The following is a 19,507-nucleotide window of genomic DNA, read 5'->3' as shown; positions in this document are numbered from 1 at the left end:
GGCGGGCACCGGCAGGGCGGGGTACCGGCACCTTCGAGTGTCGGCGCCCCGCCCTGGGCTATTCTCCCCTCTGCCCCGGTTGCCGATTCTGGCTATTTAGCTGGGGCCGGGAAACACCACATCACCGACTGAACCGTCGCACACAACGCGTTTCACCGGCACGAGTCGCTCGGCGGCGCCTACAATGGTTGAACCATTGTGACGCCCGGTTATGAGCCTAGTCCGCGAGCTTCGCCCGCGAAACCGGCGGCGCAACAGTACACACCGAACAACATCAACGGATCCTTACATGTCTGAACCTCAGAAGGCGGCCGCACCCACCGGTGCGCTCGACCGCTACTTCAAGATTTCCGAGCGTGGCTCCTCCATTGCCGCAGAATTCCGCGGCGGCCTCGCCGCATTCTTCGCCATGAGCTACATCGTGGTGCTGAACCCCCTCGTCATCGGTACCGGTGCCGACGCCTCCGAACGCACCCTCGGCATCGCACCCGTCGCGGCTGTGACCGCGCTGGTTGCCGGCGTGATGACCATCCTCATGGGTGTTATCGCCAAGCAGCCCTTCGCCATGGCGGCTGGCCTGGGCGTGAACGCGCTGCTCGCCTCCACCATTGCCACCACCCCGAACCTGACCTGGGCAGACATCATGGGCCTGGTCGTTCTTGCCGGTCTGATCATGACCGTTCTGGTGCTCACCGGCTTCCGTACCGCGGTGTTTGAGGCGGTCCCCGAGTCGCTCAAGACCGCGATTGTGGTCGGTATCGGCTTCTTCATTTCCTTTATCGGTCTGGTCGACTCCGGCATTATCCGCCGCATGCCTGACGCAGCTGGCACCACCGTTCCGGTGAGCCTCGGTGCGGGCGGTCACCTGCTCGGTTGGCCCACCCTCGTCTTCCTATTCGGCCTGTTCTTCACCATCGCCCTGTTCATCCGTAACGTGAAGGGCGCGATCCTGTGGGGCGTGCTCGCCTCCACCGCGCTGTCCCTGATTCTGGAGGCGGTTGTCCCCTCCGGTTCCGTGAAGGAGTCGGCAACCGGCTGGTCCCTGAACGTGCCTTCCCTGGCGGACATGAAGTTCACCACCCCGAACTTCTCCCTCATCGGTTCCGCTGACCTGTTCGGCGCGTTCACCCACATCGGTCCGCTGGCTGCTTCACTGCTGGTGTTCACCATTCTGCTGTCCGTGTTCTTCGACGCGATGGGCGTTTCGGTTGGTCTTGCCGCCGAGGCTGGCACCATGAAGGACGGTAAGGTCGAGGACATCGACAAGGTCCTGCTCGTGGACGCTTTCGGTTCCGTTGTCGGTGGTGGCGCGTCCGGTTCCGCCAACCAGATTTTCGTGGAGTCCGCTACCGGTATTGGTGCGGGTGCACGCACCGGCTTTGCGAACATTGTGACCGGTGTGCTGTTCCTGCTGGCGATTTTCATTTCGCCGCTGGTCACCATCGTTCCTTTCGAGGCGGTTGCTCCGGCGCTGGTCGTGGTCGGCTTCCTGATGATCCGCCAGGCCGTGAATATTGACTGGACCGACTGGGGTCTGGGTATTCCGGCGTTCCTGACCATTATCTTCATGCCGCTGTCGTACTCGATTGCGAACGGTATCGGTGCCGGTTTCGTGTCCTACACTTTCATTCGCCTGGTGCAGGGCCGCGGCAAGGATGTGCACTGGCTGATGTACCTGGTCTCCGCGGTGTTCGTGATTTACTTCGGTATGGGCATCATTAACGGCTGGACTAGCTAAGTCCGACAATCTACATATTTGCTGAAGGCAGGTTCCTGATGCGGCTGAGAATGTAAGTTTTCTAGCTGTCGAAGGGCCTGCCTTTGGCGTATCTGGTTCGCCCTTACATGTTCCTTATCGCTTCCGGGTGCAAGAAAATCATGGCAGAATCATTCCGTTTTCGGTATGATTCTGCCATGATGTCCGTTCAAGAGTATGCTCAAGAAGCTAAGGTTTCAGAGCGAAGCGTGCGCGCCCGCTTAGAACGTGGAATGCTCCAAGGTCGTAAATTGGGAAGCCGCTGGGTTGTCGACGCTCTTCCCGCTGCGCACCGCAGTAATGCTGGCCGTCCTATTTCCTTCGATGCATTCAACGCTTTGGCGCGTTACTGCGATGGTCAGTCATCTGTCCTATCTGCTGAGGAACGCCGCAGGGCAAAAGAACGCGCCTCAGCAATTCAGGTGCAAGGGCCTGCGTCTGTTGAGCGATACCGAGCTCGCCGCGGTCTGAAAGTGCATCATCTGCAGGCTCCTCCCGCTGAAATTCCTGCAATTTTGGAAGACCCTGCATTGTCGCTTACCGGCATTAGTAGCGATATTTCTCAGGTGTACGGCTCAATGGTTGATGCATATGTTTCAAGCCAGGATTTAGAGAACATCATTTTTCTGTACAACCTGCTTCCGGCGTCTGTAGATTCGGCGAACATTATCTTGCGTGAATGCGATGAGCCGCCCCATATTCTTCCCTTGCATGTGGCGGTAGATCTTCTAGATTTGGGGGATCCGCGAAGCTCCGCTGAGGCAGAGCGCATTCTTCAAGATTCTGTTTTCAAGAAAGCGTCTTAGTCATGACCGCATCCCCTATTTTGATTCCTGCTATTGGGGCAGAGCGCGCCTCTTGGCTTGGTCTGGCTGATATCTCAGAGATTATGTCGCAAGGATGGTCCCTGGCAGGTGGAAGCATGATGCGTCTGTTGGCTGCAGAGCGAAGCTATGCGGGTTCTCGATCCACTCACGATATCGACGTTATTCTTGATATCCGCGCATCACGGGCGTATGTTCGTCAGTTCCATGAGGCTCTTAGCAATGCCGGATTTTCAATTGCCGGGTTCAATGCATCCGGCCAAAATCACCGGTGGGTTCGCGGCGAAGCTCAGATAGATATCCTCATCCCTTCGGGACAGTCGGAGTCCGCTCGCACCTATGAGTATCCAGGGTTTGGTCGCCTACTAGAGACTCGGGGCGCCCAGTTTGGGCTTGAACGCACCCGTAAAGCATCTGTACTCTGCGCTAACCGCCAATTTACAGTCAACGTTCCTGATGGTTTGGGCGCCCTGTACGAGAAAGTATCGGCTCTGCTCAACAATGGAGATTCCGATAAAAGTCGACATTTCCGAGACATTATTCTTTTATCTTCAGTTCTTAATTCTCAAGAGCGTCGAGATATCCCGACGCTTTCTGGAAAACAGATATATCGCCTTCATGACGGTATTTCGAGGTCGCTCCAGGAATACACCGGCATTATTTCTGACCGCGAGCTGGAGGTAACCTCTCGTTTAGAGAACTATCTTGAAAATCTTCTAAAAGACAGAAGCTAACTAAAACAAAGAAATGGCAGAATCATTCCGGTTTCGGAATGATTCTGCCATTTCTTTATATGCTCTTGATGCGCCTGCCCCACAGGAGGCGAGAGCGGGAAAGCTAACGAACGTCGCCGTCCACGTAGAACCAGGCGCCGCCCACCTTCTCAAAGCGCGACAGCTCATGCATGCTGCCCTTCACCCGCTCCTCCGCAGGAACACCCGGCACCGAACGGTAATACGCAACGAACTCCACCGTACCGGATACATCAAACGGGCCGCCCGAAGAGCCCAGAATATCCAGGCGGTACCAGCGGATATCGTCCTCCAGCTCCAGAGTGCTCGGGCGGGTACTCGGATGCCAGCTCGCCAACAGGTACGCCGCATCGCCAATCGCAAAGGCGGTAAAACGCGAGCGCATCAGCTGCTCCGGCGCGGGGGCGGTCAGCGCACCGGAGGCGGCAAACTCGCCCAGGAACCTGCCGCAGCAGGCGCCGTACACCTCGCCGCTCGAGCAGGGGCAGCGGTCATCATGGTTTAGTTCAGCCCGGTTAAGTTCAGTCATGCCACCCAGTATAGGGAACGCGCCGCACCAAGGAAGCCCCGCGTCAAGAAAGCACAGCGTCAAGAAGGCACAGCGCAGAGAAACGCCCGCTCCGCCGGGGACACATGTCCTCAGCAGAACGGGCGTTCTTGTTTTCAATCGTTAAGTTTGAGCGAACCTACACGGTACGCTTCAGCGGCAACGCTTATTCAGCGATCGCGCGAGCCGGGGTGTCAGCAGCCGAAGGCTTACCCACGTATGCGCCGCGGTACTTAGCAGCCGGGTGGGAGTCAGCAACCTTGGTGTGGCCCTTACCGAAGATGTTCTCACGCAGGGTGTTGCCCTCGTACTCGGTGCGGTAGCGGCCGCGCTTCTGCAGCTCGGGCACAACGTACTCGATGAAGTCCTCGAAGGAACCCGGGGAGACGTGGTACGCCAGGTTGATGCCGTCCAGGCCGCCCTCATCGATCCAACGCTCCAGCTCGTCAGCAACCTGAACCGGGTCACCAACAATGACATCGCCCATGCCGCCGAGGGTGGTGTGCTCAGCGATGGCCTTGCGGGTCCACTTCTTGTCCTTCGCCTGCAGGGTGAAGGGGGTCAGGAAGGACTGAATCGACTCGGTCTGCACGTAGTTCAGAACCTCGTCCTCGTCGAACTGGGACAGGTCAACACCGGACCAGCCGCCGATGATAGCCTGTGCAGAGTCGAGGTTGATGTACTTCTTGTACTCCTCGTACTTTGCCTTTGCCTTCTCTTCGGTCTCATCCACGATGACCGAGAGCATTGCGAGGATCTTGACGTCGTCGCGGCTACGGCCCTGCTCCTCGGCAGCGGTGCGAATACGGTCGGTCACAACGCGGGTCAGGTCGGGACGCAGGGCGCTGATGAACACAGCCTCAGCGTGCTTACCGGAGAACTTCTGACCGCGGCTGGATGCACCAGCCTGGAAAATCACGGGGGTGCGCTGCGGGCTCGGCTCGGTCAGGGAGATGCCGGGTACGGAGAAGTACTTGCCCTTGTGGCCAATCGGGTGGACCTTGGAGGGGTCAGCGTAGATGCCGCGCTCGCGGTCCTTGATGACTGCGCCGTCCTCCCAGGAGCCTTCCCACAGCTTGTAGCAGACGTCCAGGAACTCGTCAGCGATATCGTAGCGCTCATCGTGCGGAATCTGGGTGGGCAGGCCCTGGTTCTCAGCAGCCGACGGCAGGTAAGAAGTCACCACGTTGAAGCCGACGCGGCCCTCAGTGAGGTGGTCGAGGGAGGCGTAGCGGCGAGCCAGGGTGTAGGGCTGCTCGAAAGTAGCGGCAGCAGTCACACCGAAGCCGAGGTGCTCGGTCACGGCAGCCATTGCAGAAATCTGGGTTGCGGGGTCATTCACGGGAACCTGAGCGGCACCCTCAATGGCGGGAGCGGCAGAGTTCTTGTACACGTCGTAGATGCCGACCACGTCAGCGATGAACACGGCGTCAAACAGGCCGCGCTCAAGGGTCTTAGCCAGGTCAGTCCAGTACTTGATGGTGTTGTACTCGGTTGCGCGGGAGCGCGGGTGACGCCAGAGGTCGAAGCTCTGGTGACCGATGCAGGTCATCTCGAATGCGTTAACTACGATGCGCTTCTTCTGCTCAGCCATCGATTTTCCTTTCGCGAATAATCGGGGGGACGATCGGGTTTGTGCCCTGCACCCCGCGCGCCGCCTCCTTCTTGCCTTCTGCGTTCGGTGGTGGCCTTCGTGCAGGTGGCGCGTTCGCGCCGTACTTGCCTCTTTCCGTTGAGGCCAGATCATCATCTGGGGCACCCCGCTACGGGAGAGGGTTGCCGCCCGGCCAGCCAGAGCTTAGCGCCGGGACTCATGATCTCGTGGTTTGAGTGTACGGGGCGCGCGGGAGGGAGGTCACGTTTGTGACGAAAAAATATTTTTGTGACGCGGGACCGAAATATTTCGTGATAAATGCGAAATAAAGAGTCATAGAAATTCATACGCGCCCGTCGGGTTGATTGAGGCGTGGCACAGCCCATAGGGTGAGTAGAGCAAACCATCCAGAGCGACCGAGAGACCTGGCTCCACGACGTCGCAGCAACCGATAGCGGCTTCCCCACCGCCGGTGCTAACGCCAGGAACGATGGAAGTGACTATGACACTCAACAGTGCAGTAACTCCCGGCGCATCCGAATCCTCAGCGAACCGGCACGCCGTATCCAGTGCCGCAGTGCCCCTCGTCTTCGATGCCGTTGGCCAGTCCTTTGCGGTACCCGGCGGAACCCACGAGGTTCTGCGTGAGGTCACCTTCACCGCCGAACCCGGCGAAATTATCTCGGTGATTGGCTCCTCGGGATGCGGCAAGTCCACCCTCCTGCGCGCTGCGGCCGGCCTGAACCGCATCACCGCCGGCACCGTGCGCATCGGTGAGAAGGCCGTGACCGGACTCGATCCCCGCGTGGCCATTGGTTTTCAGGAACCGCGTCTGCTCCCCTGGCGCACCGTCGCCGACAACGTGGCGCTCGGCCTGCCGCAGGGCACCAAGAAGGCCGAGGGCGAGGCGACCGTGACCCGCCTGCTGAGCCTGGTCGGCCTGAGCGAGTACGCCGACCACCGCCCCAAGGAAATTTCGGGCGGCATGGCGCAGCGCGTCTCTCTGGCGCGAGCGCTCGCCCGCACCCCCGGCGTGCTGCTGCTCGACGAGCCCTTCGGCGCCCTCGACGCGCTGACCCGCATCAACATGCAGGACCTGCTGCTGGACGTGCACCGTCAGGATCCGACCACGATCCTGCTGGTCACCCACGACGTGGAGGAGGCGCTCTACCTCTCCGACCGGGTCATCGTGCTCGGCAAGGACACCCCGGAGGGCCCCGCGACCATTCAGCGCATCGTGACCGTTGACCGTGCCCACCCCCGCGACCGCGCGGATGCAGAAATCACCGCGTTACGCAGCGAACTGCTCGCCGAGCTCGGCGTGGAGGAAATCGCGGCCTAAGCCGCCCCAAGCCCTCTCGGTATTAGCGCTGTCTAGGGTATATAGCCAATTAGCTATACCCTGCGGGCCGCGCTCCCCATCTCATCACATCATCATCTTCAGAAGCGAAAAGAACCATCATGACTTTCTCTCCGTCTCGCCGTACCGCCCTCAAGTCCCTGGCCGCAGCCGCCGCCTTCGCAACCCTGCTCAGCGGTTGCGCCGGTGAGGGTTCCGGCTCCTCCAACGCCTCCGGTGCGGCCGGCGGCGGCAAGGACACCGTGACCATTGACTACGCCACCTACAACCCACTCTCGCTGATTATCCGCAAGAAGGGCTGGCTCGAGACCGCCCTGTCCGCCGAGGGCAAGAAGGTTGAGTGGGTCAAGTCCGCCGGCTCGAACAAGGCCAACGAGGCGCTGCGCAGCGGCAACATCGACGTCGGCTCCACCGCGGGCTCGGCGGCGCTGCTGGCCCGCGCGAACGGCTCCCCCATCAAGGTCATCAGCCTCTACTCGCAGCCCGAGTGGTCGGCGCTCGTCACCCGCAAGGACTCGGGCATCACCAAGGTCACCGACCTGAAGGGTAAGAGCGTGGCCGTCACCAAGGGTACCGACCCCTACTTCCTGCTCCTGCAGGCCCTCAAGCAGGCCGGCGTTTCCGCCTCCGACGTGAACATTCAGAACCTGCAGCACGCCGACGGCCGCACCGCCCTGGACAACGGCCAGGTCAACGCGTGGAGCGGTCTGGACCCGATTATGGCTGCCGCCGAGGTGGAGAGCGGCGACGTGCTCTTCTACCGCAACCTGGACTTCAACACCTACGGCTTCCTGAACGCCACCGAGAAGTTCATTCAGTCCAACCCGACCGCCGCGCAGGTCATCGTGGACGTGTACGAGTACGCTCGCGCCTGGGCCAAGAAGAACCCCGAAGAGGCCGTGAAGATCGTGGAGGAAGAGTCCGGCATTAAGCACGAGACCGCCCAGGTCGTCATGGACCGCACCCACCTGGACATCGACCCGGTTCCGGGCGCCAAGCAGGTTGAGGTACTCAAGGGCGTTGGCCCGATTCTGGTCGAGTCCGGCGACGTCCCCTCCCAGTCCGACGTGGACAAGGCCCTGAACAGCATCGTGGACGACCAGTTCGCGAAGAAGGCTGACAGCGCCGCAGTCGAGAAGATTGCCAAGGCGGTGGAGAAGTAATGACCGCCGCAACCATTGCCCCCGCGCAGGAGAGCGCGGCCAAGCTCCCGACGCCGAAGCTTCCCTCGAACCCCTTCGCCGGCAAGCAGTACCTGGGCCTGATCCTGCCCCTGGCGCTCATTGCGCTCTGGTATATTCTGAGCACCAACGGCGTGTTCACGCAGGTCCAGCTGCCCTCCCCCGACCGTGTGGTGGGCGCCGGTATCGAGCTGGCGCAGCGCGGTGAGCTGGCCAAGCACGTCGCGATTTCGACCCAGCGCGTGCTGATTGGCTTCGGCATCGGCGCGGTACTCGGACTGGTGCTGGGATCGCTGATTGGCTTGTCGGCCCCGGTGCGCGTGTTCGTCGCCCCGACTATCGGCGCTCTGCGCGCGGTCCCCTCGCTCGCGTGGGTCCCGCTGCTTCTGCTGTGGATTGGCATCGGCGAGAACTCGAAGGTGACCCTCGTGGCCATCGGCGCGTTCTTCCCCGTGTACACCACGGTTTCCGCAGCCCTCGCCCACGTGGACCCCAAGCTCGTGGAGATGGCCCGCGCCTTCGGCCTGAAGGGCCTGCGCCTGTTCACCACGGTTCAGCTTCCCGCGGTTCTGCCCGCCGTCATCTCGGGTCTGCGCCTCGCGCTCGCTCAGGCGTGGCTGTTCCTGGTCGCCGCCGAGCTGCTGGGCGCCTCCATGGGCCTGGGTTACCTGCTGACCGACTCGCAGAACAACGGCCGCACCGACCGCCTGCTGCTCGCCATCGTGGCGCTGGCCGTCCTGGGCAAGATTACGGACGCCCTCGTCGGCCTGTTTGAGCGCTGGGTCAAGGCAAAGTACCCCAGCAACTAACGCCACCAGCAATTAGCACCACAGCTAAACGCAACACTCAGCACGCGCTGAGTTTTCAGGAGAGATGTCCGCGCGTCAGTCATCGTGACGCGCCGGAAAAAGAAGTCGGCGGGGAAACCTGTCGCCTACTGAATGATGATGATGTGCCCCGCCCCGCGCCCCACAGTAGTGAGCGCGGGGCGGGGTTCTTAATGTGTCGTTATATTACGAAGCGCTACACAGTGTGCCTTTTATGACGGGAACCTTTGCATCGGGCCCCGCGGCGCGCTTTACTAAGAAGGCAAACCATCCAGAGCGACCGAGAGACCTGGCTCCGTGACGTCGCAGCAACCCCCTCGCCAACGCACACACAGACCCCACGGTCACACAGACAGCGGCACGGCAAGCAAGGGTGCTAATGCCAGCAACCGATGGGAGAATAATGGGACTGCCCACCCCCTACTCGTTCACCGACCCGCTGAACCCCACCCCGAACCCCGCCCTCGAATCTGACGAGGCGCGCGTTGCGTTCTGGGAGAAGCAGGCGCAGCGACTCACCTGGGCTGAGCCCTGGCACACCGCGCACCGTTTCGAGAAGCCGAAGTCCCTCGGCTTCGACGAGGACGGCATCGAGCAGTTCACTGTTCCCGAGATTAAGTGGTTCGAGGGCGGCAAGCTCAACGTCGCTTACAACTGCGTGGACCGCCACGTGGAGGCGGGTCGCGGCGACAAGGTCGCCCTCTACTTCGAGGGTGAGCCCGGCGACCGCGAGGCCATCACCTACGCCGAGCTGCAGCGCCGCATCGCGAAGGCCGCCAACGGTCTGCTGTCCCTGGGCGTGCGCAAGGGTGACCGCGTGGTCATCTACCTGCCCGTCATTCCCGAAACCATTATTTTTACCCTGGCCTGCGCGCGTATTGGCGCGATCCACTCCCTCGTGTTCGGCGGTTTCTCCGCCGAGGCACTGAAATTCCGTGTTGAGGACACCGGTGCGAAGGTGCTCGTCACCACCGACGGCCAGAACCGCCGCGGCAAGGTTGTTCCCGTGAAGGTCAACGCCGACGAGGCCTGCTCGGGCGAGAACAACATCGAGCACGTCATCGTGGTGGACCGCACCAGCGCCTCCGACCCCGTAGCGCACGCTGAGGTTCCCTGGACCGAGGGCCGCGACGTCTGGTACCACGACCTGGTGGACGACCAGCCCGACACCCACGCCTACGAGCTGCACGACGCCGAGGATCCGCTGTTCATCATCTACACCTCCGGCACGACCGGCAAGCCCAAGGGCCTGGTGCACACGATGGGCGGCTACCTGGTGCAGACCGCGTACACCCACGCTTTGCTCTACGATCTGCTGCCGGATTACGTGGATGAGAACGGCGTGCTGCGCCCCGACGAGCTGTCGGCCGTCAACGACCCCGAGAAGGTGGAGTCCACCGTTCACTGGTGCACCGCCGACCTCGCTTGGGTGACCGCGCACACTTACGAAATCTACGGCCCGCTGGTTAACGGCGTATCCGAGGTGATTTACGAGGGTACCCCGAACACCCCGCACTACGGTCGCCACTTCGAGGTCATCGAACGCTACGGCGTGACCAACTACTACACCGCCCCCACCCTGATTCGTTCCCTCATGGGCGCGTTCCCCGACGGCCCCGAGCCCGGCAAGTACGACTTCTCGACCGTGCGCCTGCTCGGTTCGGTGGGTGAGTCCATCAACCCGGAGGCGTGGCGCTGGCTGCGCAAGCACGTGGGCGGCGGCACCGCATCCTTCATCGACACCTGGTGGCAGTCGGAGACCGGCTCGACCGTGTGCTCCCCGCGCCCGCACGACCCGGCTTTCGCCTCCGCCGGCACCTACCCGGTGGGCACCCCGCACTGCACCCCCCTGCCCGGTTGCGCTACCCGCGCCGTTCCGGGCGTGTCCACCCGCGTGGTGGATGAGCACGGCAACCCGGTGGAGCCGGGCAAGCAGGGCTTCATCGTGGTCGATAAGATTGGCCCCTCCATGGCCCGCACCGTGTGGAAGAACCCGCAGCGATTCCTGGACTCCTACTGGCGCCACTACGGCGAGCGCGGCTGGTTCCTGGCCGGTGACGGCGCAAAGGAAGACGAGGAAGGCAACGTGTACATCCTCGGCCGTATCGACGACGTGATCAACATTTCGGGTCACCGCCTGTCCACGATTGAGATTGAGTCGGCCCTGGTCACCCACCCGGCTGTGGTGGAGGCCGGCGTCTGCCCCGTGGAGGACGACCTGACCGGCCACCAGGCGGTCGCCTACGTAACGCTCACCGATGAGGGTAAGGACCTGACTGAGGATGAGCTGAAGGCGGCTCTGACGGCTCACGTGCGTGAGCACATCGGCCCGATTGCCAAGCCCAAGGATGTTGTGGCAGTTGCCGATATCCCGAAGACCCGTTCGGGTAAGATTACCCGCCGTCTGCTCGGCGAGCTGTACCAGGGCCGTCCCCTGGGTGACGTTTCCTCGCTGCAGAACGAGGAGGCGCTGGGCCACATCGCGCAGGTGCTGGTGGAGACCGGCCGCGTGCAGCAAGAAGAGGAGCGCGAGGCGGCCTAGCCTCCCCTCCCCTGCCGGCGCGGCCCCTACAAGACTCCGGCACAGCCCCGGCGCGGCCCCTGCATAGGAGTCGCGATACATAACAAGGGTGCGGATACCGAACGATGATTCGGTATCCGCACCCTGTTGTTTATCGGTACTGACGAGGACTTTCGCCCCGGCGACCGCCTAGTTAATCAGGCCCAGGGAACGAGCGTACTCGGCGGTAATACCGCTCGGCTCAATCTGCTTGGGGCCCTTCTCGAGCTCGGGGTGCTCGGTCGCCTGGAAGCGGATCATCTTCAGGTCGTTCGCCGCGCCCAGGTTCGAGATCATGCCGTCACCGTTCAGGTCCACCGAGACCGGCTCGGCATCAATCTTTCCGTTACCGTTGAAGTCGATGGGACCGTCAGCGGGCTTGCCCTTGTACAGGAAGCCGGCCGCGCGGGGACCGAAGCCGCGCGCCTCGTAGAGCTTCGCCTCGTTCAGCATGCGGTACTCGGCGGTGGAGTAGCCAAAGTAGCGGCTACCGTCGGCCATGGGCACGCCGGTGAGGGTGTACTGGTAGTTCATGACGCTCAGGTAGTTGGGCTTGTAGTTGATTTCGTCCCAGCCGCCGTGGCTCAGCGCCAGGTTGTGGCCGAGCTCGTGCACGAACACCGCCACGCGGATATCGCTGGTTGCCTTACCCCAGAAGTGCGGGCCCACGGTGACCATGAGGTTACGGCCACCGAAAATAGCGATGCCGGAGGAGGTGCTGTTGTCGTAGTAGTCGCCCCAGATGACGTAGTGGAAGGTGCCTTCGCGGGCGGGGTTGAACTTACCTTCGGAGGCCTTAATCCTGTTGAGGGCGTTGAACTCGCTGTCGAGCTCCTGGTGGGTGATTTCGTTACCGCCGCCGAGGTTGTACTTGGCGCTGCGGGCGCTACCGGCGTCCAGGTGAATATTCACGCCGGTGGTGCCGTCGGGGTTGCGCATGGGCAGGTCGGCGTAAATCTTAGTGATGCGGTCCAGCTCCTCTTCGCTGGGGAGCAGGCCGGGCATGTAGTCCATCTCGACGAAGATGTCCTTGTGGTTGGGGTCGGCGCCCAGTGCGGGGAAGTCGACGTCGATCTTGCCGTCGCCATCGGCGTCGTAACCCTTCATCTCCCAGGTGTTGGGGATGCCGTCACCGTCGATGTCGGGGTTGTAGGCGTTGGCTGCCGGGGCGGCGACCGCGCCCAGGCAGAGGACCGCCAGGGAGGCAAACGCGATACGTGCGCGCTTCAGAGAGGCCATGAATCTGTCCTTTGATGTGATGGTGTGAGGATGCGATACCCGTGACGGGCACGCGGGATGGACGGCAGTGTTCGTTCTTCGGTGTTCGCACCCGTGCGGGTAGCGAGTCGTTTGCAGGCCGGCGGGGCGCCTCGTGAGCTACCGCCGCATCACTTCGTGAGCTTTAGCCGAAGATTGCAGAAAACCTGCTTTAAAGTTGAGACAATTTTGAAGTTGAGCTGAATTACACTACAGTATCAGTAATTCGTATCACGTGCATCACCGTATTCACCCGTGGAAGAAAGAATAATTACATGTCTCAACAGCAGACCAGTCACAGCACCCCCGCTTCCGGCAAGCGCGGCGTAAACCGCCGCTCCCTCGTCAAGGGTGCACTCTGGAGCGCCCCGGTCGTCGCAACCGCCGCAACCGTACCCGCCTACGCGGCCTCCACCGACGTGCCGGAGACCCCGACCCTGAAGTTCGGTGTCTTCACTCAGGCGTTCAACTCCAACCCCTCCAACGATTTCGACACCCGCTACGGTCTGGACTCCTACACCGTGCAGGTGCCCAACGTGACCGCAACCTCCACGAGCCCGAAGAGCGCAGGCGGCGGCACCTTCACCCCCGGCGGTAGCGTCGGTGCGGGCCTGTACGGCGGTGCCGGCCTGTGGATTTCCGCCCCCATCAATTCCAAGGGCGAGTTCCAGGGCAGCACCTACCTGTACGGCTCGGCGCACCTGCAGGTGACCTTCGAGTTCACTTTCCCCACCGCCGAAGACGTCACCGCGCCGCTGCTGTGGGACACCGACAACGACGCCGAGGTGGCCGCGCTGGACAAGAGCGAGGGCGGCGCCAAGACCAATAACCCGGCAGTGAGCGCCTTCAACGGCGTGGCCTACGCGGCGAAGTTCTACGAGCCGGTCATCGAGGGCAACACCTGGACCGGCGTGCTGGATATCCGCACCTCGGACTTCCTGACCGCGACCGCCAACGGCCCCGTGCGCTACGCACAGGTGCTGGCCTCGCAGGTTCCGGTGTACTTCACCGAGGTGACCTCCAGCTACACCCTGACCACGACCGTTCAGCTCACCAGCGGCACCGTTGCGATGCAGCTGACCGATGACGGCGAGTACACCTACCGGGATCTGGCGGGTGCAAGCGCCTCCGCAACCATTACCCGATAGCGCGGCCGCCACAGTAGGCAGAAAGGGGCCCGGCATCCATATTGGATGCCGGGCCCCTTTGCTTTAGGACTCAGCCTACCGGCTGCCGCCGAGGTAAATTGTCGCAAAAAGTAGTTCCCAAAAAAGAGAACTGTATTACAATGTATATATAGTCTTTAGGAACGAGGTACCAACTATGGAAAACCTAGTAATTTCAGTCTTTAACACCGAAAGCGAAGCTTATCAGTCCTTTGCAGATTTGAAGGCTTTCCGCCAAACTCAGACGACCAAGGTTGCTCAAATCGCCCTGGTCAAAAATGAAAACGGTCATATCGTTGAAAAAGAACGCTATGATTTTGAAGATTCAACGACGGATGCAACCCTAGAAGGTGGCTTGCTCGGTGCAGTTATCGGGCTTTTGGGTGGTCCTATCGGCGTCTTGTTTGGTTATGGTATTGGTAGCCTCAATGGTTTGGTTGCTGGTGCTACCGTTGATACGGCAGAAGCTGGCCTGATTGACGTTGTTTCTCAAAAATTGACTAACGGTGAAACAGCCGTTGTTGCCTTGGTGCAAGAAGACAACGAAGCAGTCATCGATGCTTACTTCACCAAGTACGACACCCAAATCGTGCGTTGGGATGTAGCAACCGTCGTAGCCGAAATCGAAGCAGCTCTGCAAGTCCAAGAAGACCTCTACAACCAGGCGCGTGCACAGATGAAGGCTGAACGTAAAGCCGAACGCAAGGCTAAGCTTGAAGAATTCAAGGCGAATGTCAAAGCAAAGTTTGACAAATTGAAAGCGTAAGCACCCAAGCATCTCATAAAAAATAGGCTATCTACTTCTGGTAGATAGCCTATTTTTTCAGCGGGTTGGCGCCCATGCCGGGGTAGTCCACGTCGATTTTGCCGTCGCCGTCGGCGTCGTAGCCCTTCATCTCCCAGGTGTTGGGGATGCCGTCGCCGTCGATGTCGGGGTTGTAGGCGTTAGCCGCGGGCGCCGCGACCGTGCCGAGTACCAGCAGGGCCGCCGAAGCGAGCGCGGTACGCACCAGGCGGGGGGACAGGGAGAAAGCCATAAAGTATCTCTCTTCGTATCTTGACCACGCGGGAGGTTGCATCATCTGGCATTGCGCACGGTATGGGTTGTACGGGTCCGGTTCTATGGTGAGTAGAAGTATCAGGCGACTACCGCGTGGTTTAGTGGTCATGTGTGTCGCTGCCGCCGACATGTAGCCGGCGTGCCGCGAGTGAGCGCGGCATTTAAAAGACAGCGGGTCACTGCCGAACCCTCCGATGGAGGAAAAGGAGCCGTTCTTGGTTCTCTTCTGTTCGACGGTGACCCGCCTCATCATACACAGAGTGCATCTAGTTTGTCCCGGTATTCGCACCGTATCTCAGGTTATGCACCGTTTATGACGTAAAACGTTTTGATAAGCCTTCTATTTAGTGTTTTCTGACTCAGGCTCTGCCTCAGCGTTCCGTGCGGCACCCTTCGCCTCGGAGGTCTTCATGGAGGCGTAGAACAGACACACGACGGCGCCCACCGCCGCGGCGACCAGGGGTAGCATCATGGAATCAGCCATTGCCACCGCGTAGGGTTCACGTAGAATCTGCGGAAGCACGCCTCCAGCAGCACCGTCGTGAGAGCCACCGCCCGCTGCGGCAGCCGGGCCCAACGCGGACAGGTGCGAGGTAATCGCAGAAGCCATGATGGTCGTAATCGCAGCCGATCCGAGCACCGACGCCATCTGGCGGGTCTCGTTGTACACGCCCGAACCGGCACCGGCACGCTGCGGCGGCAGGTTACGGGTCGCAGACACCGACAGCGGACCCCAAATGCAGGCATTCGCCGCACCCAGAATAATCATCGGGCCAACCATCAGCCACAAGTTGCCGTCCGCAACCATCGTCGGGCGGAGCAGAGCAAAACCAATCACCAGCAGCGTAAAGCCAATCACCGCAATCCACTTCGGGTCGTTACGGTTCAGGCGCGCGCCCACCACCGGCGCCAACGCACCCGAGAACAACGCCATCGGAGCGGTCATCAGCGCGGCCTGGGTCGGGTCTAGACCCTCCACCTGCTGCAGGTACAGGGTCAGCGGGAACGCCATACTAATAGCGACCACGCCCATAGCCGAAATAGCCACATTCGACACGGAGAAGTTACGGTCACTGAACAGGCTCAGCGGAACCAGCGGCTCACGCGGGTTAATAGCCTGCCACCCAATGAACAGGCCCAGCACCAGAATGCCGGCAATAATCAGGCCCCACACGCTCACCGCAATACCGGTACCCATAAACGAGTCAGTGATAGTGCCCCAGTCGTAGGTGGCACCTTCCTGAATACCGAAAACCAGCAGGAACAGACCGACCGCCGAAAGCACCACACCCAACCAGTCGAAGCTGTGCTTCTTCTGCTCAAACACCGGCACATTACGCCACGCCAAGAACAGACCGACCAAACCCACCGGAATGTTCACGAAGAAAATCCAGCTCCAATTCAGGGCATCCACGAGCACGCCGCCCAGAATCGGGCCAACCAGCGAGGCGACACCCGCCGTCGCACCCCAAATACTCATCGCAACACCGCGCGCATTCGGCGGGAACATCAGCGTAATCAGAGACATGGTCTGCGGGGTCATCAGCGACGCGCCCAAACCCTGCACCACGCGGGCAGTAATCAGCGATTCAACGTTCGGTGCCAGACCACACCACAGGGAAGCAAGCGTAAAAATACCCATACCGATCATGTACAGGTTCTTCTGACCGAAGCGATCACCCATACGACCGGTAATGAGCAGCGGCACCGCATACGCAAGCAGGTAGGCGCTCGTCACCCACATGCCCGCCGACAGGGACGCCTCCAGATCCTGCAGCATGTGCGGCAGGGCGATGGTGACGATATTGCCATCCACCAGGATCATGAAGAAGCCAACAACCAGGGACCAGAGAGCAGGCCAGGGCTTGTAGGGTGTCTTCGCCGGGTTACCGACGAGAGGCGCTTTCTTAGGACGTGAACTCAATGATCCTCCAGCGGATGAGCGTTGCGGGTACAGTCTGTGTGTTCAGCGTTGCCGCTGATAAATATCACCCCATCTTACTCCCCTTGTGGGCGCGGCTTCGGTTGCTTTACCCTTATTCAGCTCTTCACGGCACGTGCGCGCGGCAACCAGGCGGATGCCCCCCGCACCCTCTAGACTGAAGCTATAGAAGCTATCAGAGCGCCACCACCGGCGCTCGCCCCCATCAGACCACCCACAATGAGATGACCCCGGGAGGACCCATGGGTTTCTTTGATTTCTTCACCGACCGAACCCCGGCAGAGCCCGCCGAAATCCGCCTCGTCGCTTTCGTGAGCGGCAAGGTGCAGGGCGTGGGCTTCCGCTGGTGGTGCGCCGGCACCGCCAAGCCGCTGGGCCTGACCGGGTACGCCGAGAACCTCGACGACGGGCGCGTCAAGGTGATTGCGGAGGGGACGGCCGCCTCCTGCGCTCGCCTGGTGGATGTGCTGCGGGGTGATGACACCGCGGGCCGCGTGGATGAGGTGCTCGTCGAGTGGGAGGAGCCGTCCGGCTCGTTCCGCGGCTTCGGCATCAAGTAGCTAGATTGCGGGGCTTTCTCATGGGCTCCCGCTCAACCCCGTGCACGTTACGTCCAGAGCGCGGTTTAGTTAGCGCAGTTTAGTTAGCCCAGAGCGCCGCGAATTGGGCGCGGGTCATATCGGCGCGGCGCACCCGGTGCTGCACCGGGTGGCCGTTCTCGTCGGGGCGGCCGGAGTTTGGGTCAATATCGTCGTAGATGCCGGTGAAACCCGCCTTGACCGCCACACGCTCTGAGGGCTCGTTACCCGCCAGGGCGGTCCAGCGCACGCGTTCGAGGCCCAGTCCGAGCGGGTCGAAGGCGTAGCCGAGGACGGCTCGCAGTGCCTCGGTCATGTAGCCCCTGCCGCGCGCTTTCGGGGCGGTGTAGAACCCCAGTTCGGCGCGGGTTCCGGGGCCTTCGGGGGTGCCCTCGGGCAGGCGCAGTTCAATGCTCCCCGCAAACATTCCGGAGGCGTCAATCGCCCAGCGTTGAATCTGCCCGGCGGCAATCTGGCGGGCGGTGGTGAGTAGGGAGTCTTCGGCGTCGGCGCGCGTGTAGTTCAGCGGTACGCGGGTGTAGCGAATCATCTGCGGGTCGCGGCAGGATTCCACGATGTCGGGGATGTCCGCTTCGCGTAGGTGGCGCAGGGTGAGCCGTTCGGTGATGAGTTCGGGCTGGCTGGGCTGGTCGGGCTGGCTGGGCACGGCAGGGTCAAGGTTCATGGTTTCACCCTACACCACCCCCAAATGGTGAGCTAAATCATAGTGATGGGTGCATGTTTAGGGTTGATTATTATGAGTAATTCATAATAGTATGGAGGCAAGTCCGGGATTCCGGGCAGCACACTGAAATCGTCACGCGCAGTGCACACACCCGCGCGGCACAAAACAGAAAGAAGAACACCATGGCAGTTCTGACCATCGGCGACCAGTTCCCCGCATACGAGCTCACCGGCGTTGTCCCCGGTAAGCTGGCTGACATCGAAGCAACCAAGCCCGAAGACTACTTCACCACCGTCTCCTCCGAGGGTCTGGACGAAGACACCTGGCGCGTCGTCTTCTTCTGGCCGAAGGACTTCACCTTCGTTTGCCCCACCGAGATTGCAGCATTCGGCAAGCTCGCTGACGAGTTCGAGGCACGCGACACCCAGGTGATCGGTGTTTCCGTTGACAACGAGTACACCCACTACGCATGGCGCCGCTCCCACGAAGAGCTCGTGGACCTGCCCATCGTCATGGCATCCGACCTCAAGCGTGAGCTGGTTAGCGCACTGGGCATCCTGAACAAGGATGGCGTTGCAGACCGCGCAACCTTCATCATCGACCCCCACAACACCATCCAGTCGGTCTCCATTACTGCTGACTCCGTCGGCCGTAACACCGACGAGGTGCTCCGCCAGCTGGACGCACTGCAGTCCGACGAGCTGTGCGCATGCAACTGGAAGAAGGGTGCAGCAACCATCGACGCATTCAAGGAGATGAAGTAATCCATGAGCATCGATAACCTGCGTTCGGCTCTGCCTTCCTACGCGAAGGACATGAACCTCAACCTGTCCTCCCTGCCCCGCATCACCTCCCTGTCCGAGCAGCAGCTCTGGGGCGCGATCCTCGCAACCGCAGCAGCAACCAAGGTTGACTCTGTTGTTGTTGAGATTGCTGCAGAGGCTAAGGAGCACCTGAGCGACACCGCTTACGAGGCTGCTCTGGGCGCTGCATCCATCATGGGCATGAACAACATCTTCTACCGCACCCGTGGCTTCCTGAACGGTGCATACGATGACCAGCGCGCAAACCTGCGTATGCAGATCATCGGTAAGAACGGTGGCATTGAGAAGCTGGACTTCGAAATGTTCGCTCTGGCAGTGTCCGCAGTCAACGGCTGCTCCCACTGCGTTGAGGCTCACGAGCACACCCTGCGTGAAGAGGGCGCAACCAAGGAGCAGGTCAACGACCTGATCCGTATTGCTGCAACCCTCGGTGGCGTGGCACAGGGCATCCAGCTGGCTGAGGCACTGGGCTAAAACCCCCTCGCCTCAGCGGCCTGGTTCGGCACATCGAACCCGGCGCACTAAGACTAGGTACGCGGTAGCGCGGCACTGGGTAAAGCACACACACAGGGCTCGGTGACGCCCCCCCCCCCC

General features: G+C 61.2%; 18 protein-coding genes and 2 riboswitches. Of the genes, 12 read left to right on the top strand and 6 right to left on the bottom strand.

Annotation, left to right across the window (positions count from 1 at the left end; genetic code table 11):
• Positions 1–289 precede the first annotated feature (289 nt).
• The 3 genes from HMPREF2674_RS05960 (at position 290) to HMPREF2674_RS09145 (ending at position 3,314) form a co-directional block, all read left to right on the top strand.
• Positions 290–1,738 carry an NCS2 family permease gene (locus HMPREF2674_RS05960; RefSeq protein WP_070825109.1) on the top strand — a complete coding sequence of 483 codons (1,449 nt, stop codon included), beginning with the start codon at positions 290–292 and terminating at the stop codon, positions 1,736–1,738.
• Positions 1,739–1,878: 140 nt separating this feature from the next.
• Complete coding sequence (locus HMPREF2674_RS09150; protein ID WP_044143869.1) at positions 1,879–2,562, top strand: hypothetical protein; 684 nt, start codon at positions 1,879–1,881, stop codon at positions 2,560–2,562.
• Positions 2,563–2,564: 2 nt separating this feature from the next.
• Positions 2,565–3,314: a hypothetical protein gene (locus HMPREF2674_RS09145; protein WP_084824437.1), complete on the top strand. Its 750-nt coding sequence runs from the start codon at positions 2,565–2,567 to the stop codon at positions 3,312–3,314.
• A 103-nt stretch (positions 3,315–3,417) separates the two neighbouring features.
• Here HMPREF2674_RS09145 and HMPREF2674_RS05950 read toward each other — a convergent pair whose 3' ends face one another.
• Together HMPREF2674_RS05950 and HMPREF2674_RS05945 are read right to left on the bottom strand one after the other, a co-directional pair.
• Positions 3,418–3,861, bottom strand: coding sequence for a YchJ family protein (locus HMPREF2674_RS05950; protein ID WP_070825107.1), 444 nt, complete (start codon positions 3,859–3,861; stop codon positions 3,418–3,420).
• 184 nt (positions 3,862–4,045) lie between these two features.
• Entirely contained in the window at positions 4,046–5,473 is a 1,428-nt protein-coding gene (locus tag HMPREF2674_RS05945) for an LLM class flavin-dependent oxidoreductase (protein WP_070825106.1), read from the bottom strand.
• A gap of 116 nt (positions 5,474–5,589) precedes the next feature.
• A riboswitch (SAM riboswitch) is annotated at positions 5,590–5,698 on the bottom strand.
• 175 nt (positions 5,699–5,873) lie between these two features.
• Positions 5,874–5,970: riboswitch (SAM riboswitch) on the top strand.
• A 5-nt stretch (positions 5,971–5,975) separates the two neighbouring features.
• Here HMPREF2674_RS05945 and HMPREF2674_RS05940 point away from each other — a divergent pair.
• The 4 genes from HMPREF2674_RS05940 (at position 5,976) to HMPREF2674_RS05925 (ending at position 11,383) form a co-directional block, all read left to right on the top strand.
• Positions 5,976–6,815 carry an ABC transporter ATP-binding protein gene (locus HMPREF2674_RS05940; protein ID WP_070679629.1) on the top strand — a complete coding sequence of 280 codons (840 nt, stop codon included), beginning with the start codon at positions 5,976–5,978 and terminating at the stop codon, positions 6,813–6,815.
• A 119-nt stretch (positions 6,816–6,934) separates the two neighbouring features.
• The gene (locus HMPREF2674_RS05935; protein ID WP_005507251.1) at positions 6,935–7,996 is read left to right on the top strand and encodes an aliphatic sulfonate ABC transporter substrate-binding protein; all 1,062 of its coding nucleotides are present in this window, start codon (positions 6,935–6,937) and stop codon (positions 7,994–7,996) included.
• The gene (locus tag HMPREF2674_RS05930) at positions 7,996–8,823 is read left to right on the top strand and encodes an ABC transporter permease (RefSeq protein WP_070825105.1); all 828 of its coding nucleotides are present in this window, start codon (positions 7,996–7,998) and stop codon (positions 8,821–8,823) included. Before HMPREF2674_RS05935 ends, HMPREF2674_RS05930 begins: the two co-directional genes overlap by 1 nt.
• A gap of 421 nt (positions 8,824–9,244) precedes the next feature.
• Positions 9,245–11,383 carry an AMP-binding protein gene (locus HMPREF2674_RS05925; RefSeq protein ID WP_070825104.1) on the top strand — a complete coding sequence of 713 codons (2,139 nt, stop codon included), beginning with the start codon at positions 9,245–9,247 and terminating at the stop codon, positions 11,381–11,383.
• A 168-nt stretch (positions 11,384–11,551) separates the two neighbouring features.
• Here the strand turns inward: HMPREF2674_RS05925 and HMPREF2674_RS05920 are convergent, their stop codons facing one another.
• On the bottom strand, positions 11,552–12,640 hold the full coding sequence (locus tag HMPREF2674_RS05920; RefSeq protein ID WP_049333927.1) for a C4-dicarboxylate ABC transporter substrate-binding protein: 1,089 nt from the start codon (positions 12,638–12,640) through the stop codon (positions 11,552–11,554).
• A gap of 293 nt (positions 12,641–12,933) precedes the next feature.
• On the opposite strand from HMPREF2674_RS05920, the gene HMPREF2674_RS05915 reads away from it, so the two are divergent.
• Together HMPREF2674_RS05915 and HMPREF2674_RS05910 are read left to right on the top strand one after the other, a co-directional pair.
• Entirely contained in the window at positions 12,934–13,806 is an 873-nt protein-coding gene (locus HMPREF2674_RS05915) for a transcriptional initiation protein Tat (RefSeq protein ID WP_070825103.1), read from the top strand.
• A 175-nt stretch (positions 13,807–13,981) separates the two neighbouring features.
• The gene (locus HMPREF2674_RS05910; RefSeq protein ID WP_070648388.1) at positions 13,982–14,590 is read left to right on the top strand and encodes a DUF1269 domain-containing protein; all 609 of its coding nucleotides are present in this window, start codon (positions 13,982–13,984) and stop codon (positions 14,588–14,590) included.
• A gap of 49 nt (positions 14,591–14,639) precedes the next feature.
• Here the strand turns inward: HMPREF2674_RS05910 and HMPREF2674_RS05905 are convergent, their stop codons facing one another.
• Both HMPREF2674_RS05905 and HMPREF2674_RS05900 read right to left on the bottom strand, forming a co-directional pair.
• A complete protein-coding gene (locus HMPREF2674_RS05905) occupies positions 14,640–14,861 on the bottom strand; it encodes a hypothetical protein (RefSeq protein WP_049343580.1) in 222 nt (73 codons plus the stop codon).
• 363 nt (positions 14,862–15,224) lie between these two features.
• On the bottom strand, positions 15,225–16,808 hold the full coding sequence (locus HMPREF2674_RS05900) for a DHA2 family efflux MFS transporter permease subunit (RefSeq protein ID WP_070825102.1): 1,584 nt from the start codon (positions 16,806–16,808) through the stop codon (positions 15,225–15,227).
• A gap of 260 nt (positions 16,809–17,068) precedes the next feature.
• On the opposite strand from HMPREF2674_RS05900, the gene HMPREF2674_RS05895 reads away from it, so the two are divergent.
• Positions 17,069–17,386, top strand: a complete 318-nt coding sequence (locus HMPREF2674_RS05895; RefSeq protein ID WP_070825101.1) for an acylphosphatase — start codon at positions 17,069–17,071, stop codon at positions 17,384–17,386.
• A 79-nt stretch (positions 17,387–17,465) separates the two neighbouring features.
• Here HMPREF2674_RS05895 and HMPREF2674_RS05890 read toward each other — a convergent pair whose 3' ends face one another.
• Positions 17,466–18,089, bottom strand: coding sequence for a GNAT family N-acetyltransferase (locus HMPREF2674_RS05890; protein WP_070825100.1), 624 nt, complete (start codon positions 18,087–18,089; stop codon positions 17,466–17,468).
• A 182-nt stretch (positions 18,090–18,271) separates the two neighbouring features.
• On the opposite strand from HMPREF2674_RS05890, the gene HMPREF2674_RS05885 reads away from it, so the two are divergent.
• Together HMPREF2674_RS05885 and HMPREF2674_RS05880 are read left to right on the top strand one after the other, a co-directional pair.
• Positions 18,272–18,853 carry a peroxiredoxin gene (locus HMPREF2674_RS05885; protein ID WP_005507262.1) on the top strand — a complete coding sequence of 194 codons (582 nt, stop codon included), beginning with the start codon at positions 18,272–18,274 and terminating at the stop codon, positions 18,851–18,853.
• A 3-nt stretch (positions 18,854–18,856) separates the two neighbouring features.
• Positions 18,857–19,387 carry an alkylhydroperoxidase, AhpD family gene (locus HMPREF2674_RS05880; protein WP_049327399.1) on the top strand — a complete coding sequence of 177 codons (531 nt, stop codon included), beginning with the start codon at positions 18,857–18,859 and terminating at the stop codon, positions 19,385–19,387.
• Positions 19,388–19,507: the final 120 nt, after the last annotated feature.

The sequence above is a fragment of the Rothia sp. HMSC062F03 genome (assembly GCF_001836905.1).
Taxonomy (GTDB): domain Bacteria; phylum Actinomycetota; class Actinomycetes; order Actinomycetales; family Micrococcaceae; genus Rothia; species Rothia mucilaginosa_A.
The sequence above is the reverse complement of the archived record's forward strand: the minus strand, read 5'-3'. Positions and strand labels throughout refer to the sequence as shown.